Source organism: Zavarzinia sp. (assembly GCF_041650655.1).
Lineage (GTDB): Bacteria > Pseudomonadota > Alphaproteobacteria > Zavarziniales > Zavarziniaceae > Zavarzinia.
This window is the reverse complement of the sequence record NZ_JBAZKR010000189.1, coordinates 1-3,996: the sequence shown is the minus strand read 5'-3', so window position 1 is coordinate 3,996 and position 3,996 is coordinate 1. Positions and strand designations below refer to the sequence as shown.

The 3,996-nt window shown below is 69.2% G+C and carries 2 protein-coding genes; both read left to right on the top strand.

Annotated elements, in window-relative coordinates:
- The coding region (locus WC493_RS21930; protein WP_373068534.1) for an OmpA family protein at positions 1–385 on the top strand (385 nt) is incomplete at its 5' end.
- A gap of 35 nt (positions 386–420) precedes the next feature.
- Positions 421–3,897: a type VI secretion system membrane subunit TssM gene (gene tssM / locus WC493_RS21925; RefSeq protein WP_373068532.1), complete on the top strand. Its 3,477-nt coding sequence runs from the start codon at positions 421–423 to the stop codon at positions 3,895–3,897.
- Positions 3,898–3,996: the final 99 nt, after the last annotated feature.

Here is a 3,996-nt window from a genome sequence, read left to right as displayed (position 1 = left end):
GACCGTCGATGCGAGCCCGAAGTTCATCGTGATCCGGGTCGGCGCCGTGGTCACCTTCGAGCCCGGGAGCGCCGATCTGGCGGTCGAGTTCCCGCCGCTGGCCGCGCAGATCGCCGCCGTCCTCGACAAGGAGCCGGGCGTGATCCGGGTCGTCGGCCATTCGGACGGCACACCGATCCACACGGCGCGCTTCCCGTCGAATTTCGAACTTTCGGTGGCGCGGGCCCACGCGGTCGCGGAAGCGTTGTCCGAAGGTCTGAGCGACCACGATCGGATCGAGGTGGAGGGCCGGGGGGACACGGTGCCCCTCGCCACCAACGCCACGCCGGAGGGCCGGGCGGTCAACCGGCGGGTCGATATCCAACTGCCGCGCGAGCGGGAATGAGGGGCTTGCGCGGCCTGCCGGGAGGAGTCGTGGGGATGTCCGGGATGCTCCTTCGCTTCGCCGTGGGGACGGTGGGGCTCGTCGCCTTTGCGGCACTGGTGTGGCTGGCGGGGCCGTTGCTCGGCTTCGGCAATTTCTTTCCGCTGGCGAGCGAATGGGTGCGCTCGGCGGTGATCCTGGTCGCCGTCGTCGGGGCGGCGGCCGTCGCCGGCGTCCTGCTGCGGCGACGCCGGCGGGCCGTCGCCAATCTCGAGAAGGCGATGGTCGCCGACGATGCCGGTTCCGACGCGGGCCCTCTGCGCGAGCGGATGCAGGAGGCCCTGCGCGTCCTGAAGCACTCGGGCGGGGGCAAGGGCGGCTTTCTCTACGATCTGCCCTGGTATGTCATCATCGGCCCGCCCGGCTCGGGCAAGACGACCGCGCTGGTCAACAGCGGCCTGTCGTTCGATCTGCGCGACGGAACCGCGGGACGCGGCGTCTCCGGCTCGGGCGGCACGCAATACTGCGAATGGTTCTTCGCCAAGGAGGCGGTGTTCATCGACACCGCCGGCCGTTACACGACCCAGGGCGAGAGCGATACGAAAGGTTCCAAGGAGAGTTGGCTCGAATTCCTCGACATCCTGAAGCGAAACCGGGCGCGACAGCCGATCAACGGCGTCATCGTCGCGATCAGCATCGAAGCGTTCCTGGCCGACGACGAGGCGGCGGTGGCCGCCCATGTCCAAGCCGTCCGCCGGAGGATCGCCGAACTGAGCGACAAGTTCAGGATCGATCTGCCGGTCTATGTCATGTTCTCCAAGATGGACCTCGTCGCCGGCTTCACGGCATTTTTCGACGACCTGAAGGAAGACGGACGACGGTCCGTCTGGGGCACGACCTTCCCGGCCGATTCGACCCAGGCAGCGCGGGCGGCCGAAGCACCGAAGTGTTTCGACGCCCTGATCGAGCGGTTGAGCGCCATGGTGCCGGACCGCTTGGAACGCGAGACGGTAGCGGTCACACGCGCCGAGATCCTGGCCTTTCCCACGCAGATGAAGACGCTCGAGAGCGCCGTATGCGGATTTCTCGACAAGGTCTTCGACGAAACTCCCTATCAGCGCGGGGCGACGCTGCGGGGCTTCTACTTCACATCGGGAACCCAGGAGGGCTCGCCCATCGACCGCCTGATCGGGGCCCAGGCGGAGGCCTTCGGGCGCCGGCCGCCGTCCATTGCGGGGGGACGGGGAAAGAGCTTCTTCCTGACCGACCTGGTGCGCCGGGTGATCATCGGCGAGGCTGGCTGGGTATCCAGCGACCCGGCCGAGGTCCGCCGGGAAAACCTGCTGCGTGCGGCCGTCTTCGCCGGGACGGCGGTGCTGTGCCTGGCGATGGCGGTGGCCTGGTTCGTCAGTTTCGGCGTCAACGCCGAGCTGGCCGCGCTGGCGGCCGACAGCCCGCGGACGATCCTGGCGGCGCAGCCGGCACTGCTCCCCGAGACGCTCGTCGACGATGTCGATTTCGAGTCGACCCTGCCCACCCTGGACGTCCTGCGCGACCTTCCGGCCGGTTATGGCCGCCGCTCGGAGGCAGGGTCGATCTGGGCCGGTTTCGGTCTCGGGCAGCGGGCGCGGATCGGGAGCCAGGCGGAATCGACTTATCGGACGGGCCTGGACCGGCTGTTGCGGACTCGGATGCTGTTGCGGCTCGAGCAGGTGCTGGCGGACGGCCTGACCCGGCGCGACGTCACGTCACTCTACGAGGCGGTGAAAGTCTATCTGCTCGTCGCTGGGGGAGTGCGCGATCCCGGTCCCGCATTGGCATGGTTCGACCGCGACTTCGCGGCCAATCTCTATCCCGGCAGCGCCAACCAGGCGATCCGCCAGAGACTGCGCGGCCATATGGAGGCACTGTTCGCGATCGACGACGGCCGGCCGGTGATGGCGCCGACCAACCAACCCCTGCTCTTCGCCGCGCAGTCCGCCCTGGCGCAGATCAGCCTCGCGGATCGCGCCTTCGAGACGCTGCGTTCCAGGGCGCTGGCGGCGGGGGCTGGGCGCGAATGGCGGGCGACGACGGCCGGCGGCAACGATTTGGCCCTGGTCTTCACCGCCGAGGGCGGCGATCTCGATGCCGTCACCGTGCCCTTTTTCTTCACCTATCGCGGCTTCCAGGAGTCGTTGGTGCCCGGGGTCCGGGGGATCGGCGACGAGTTGAGACGTGATGCCTGGGTGCTCGGAACACCCGGCGAAAGTGCCGCGGTGACGCAGCAATACGGTCGCCTGGCGACGGATCTCATGCGCCGCTACGGCACCGAATTCCGGGCCGCCTGGACGCAGGCCCTGGGACGCCTGCGGATCAAGCCCCTCGGGGGCGAGGGAGTGGCGGCACGGCAGTCCCTGGCTGCCGCCGCGGCGCCGACCTCGCCCATCGTTCAGATCATCCAGTCGGTCCGCGACGAGAGCGCGCTGACCGGCCCGGCCGATGGTGCGTCCGGGGATACACCGTCCGGCGCGGCGGCGGGGACCGTGGCTTCGGCTCAGGCCCCGGGCCAAGAGATCGAGAACGCCTTCAGGGATTACAGGAACGCCCTGACCGGTGCCCCGGGGCAGCGGCTGGTCGATCAGGTCACGGCGGCGCTGGACGCGGTTGGTCACAGCCTCGCCGAATTCGGCACCGGCTCGGCCGCCGTGCGGGCCCGGGCCGAGGCCGAACTGCCCGGCCAGATCGAGGTCCTGAAGGCGAAGGCCAGCCTTTTGCCGGAACCTTTCGCCAGTCTCGTCCGCACGGCCGCCATGGGAATCGAGCAGAACTATTCGGGGCTTTCGGCCCAGCAAGTGGCCGGTGCGGTAAAGGCGGAAGTGGCGGGGGAATGCGCCAAAATCGTCTCTGGGCGCTACCCCTTCGTCAAAGCCTCGCAGGTCGACGTGCCCCTGGCAGATTTCGGGCGCCTGTTCGGGGCCGGGGGCGTTTTCGACAGCTTCTTCCGAGAGCGCCTGAAAGACGAGGTCGACACCTCGGTGACGCCTTGGCGTTTCCGGGCGGATTCCCGCCTGGCCCAGTCGCTGTCTCCCGATCTTCTGACGCCGTTCCGTCTGGCGGCGGACATTCGCGACACCTTCTTCGATGGCGGGCGCAGCCGCCCGGCCGCGACCTTCACCATCCGCGCCATGGTGGCGGGCGGGTCCGGCAGTCTGGAGCTGGTGAGCCTGGAAACCGGTGCAGCGGTGGTGGCCGCCAGGCCCGGCAATGCGCCTGCGCAGGTGGAATGGCCGGCCCCCACCGGCTTCGAGCGGACGGCCGTGACCCTGGTCAACAGCGCGACGCCGGGCGAGCCGCCCCTGCGCGGCCGGGAGACGAGCGGCCCCTGGTCCCTGATGCGTTTCGCCGAAGCCAGCGGGATGCGGGCGAGTGGCGAAACCGTATCCTTCACGGCCGGGGTCGGCGGTGTTTCGGCAACCTATATCGTTACCTCCAACGCGCTGCACAATCCGCTCAGCCTGCCGGCGTTGCGGAACTTCCGGTGCCCGCAATGAACGGGATCGGCCTCACGCTCTTCGGAAAGCTGCCGGCGGCGCCGGATTTCGTCGTCTGCGGCGAGCGGCGGGTCTTCGTCGATCGCTGGGGCGGCTGGC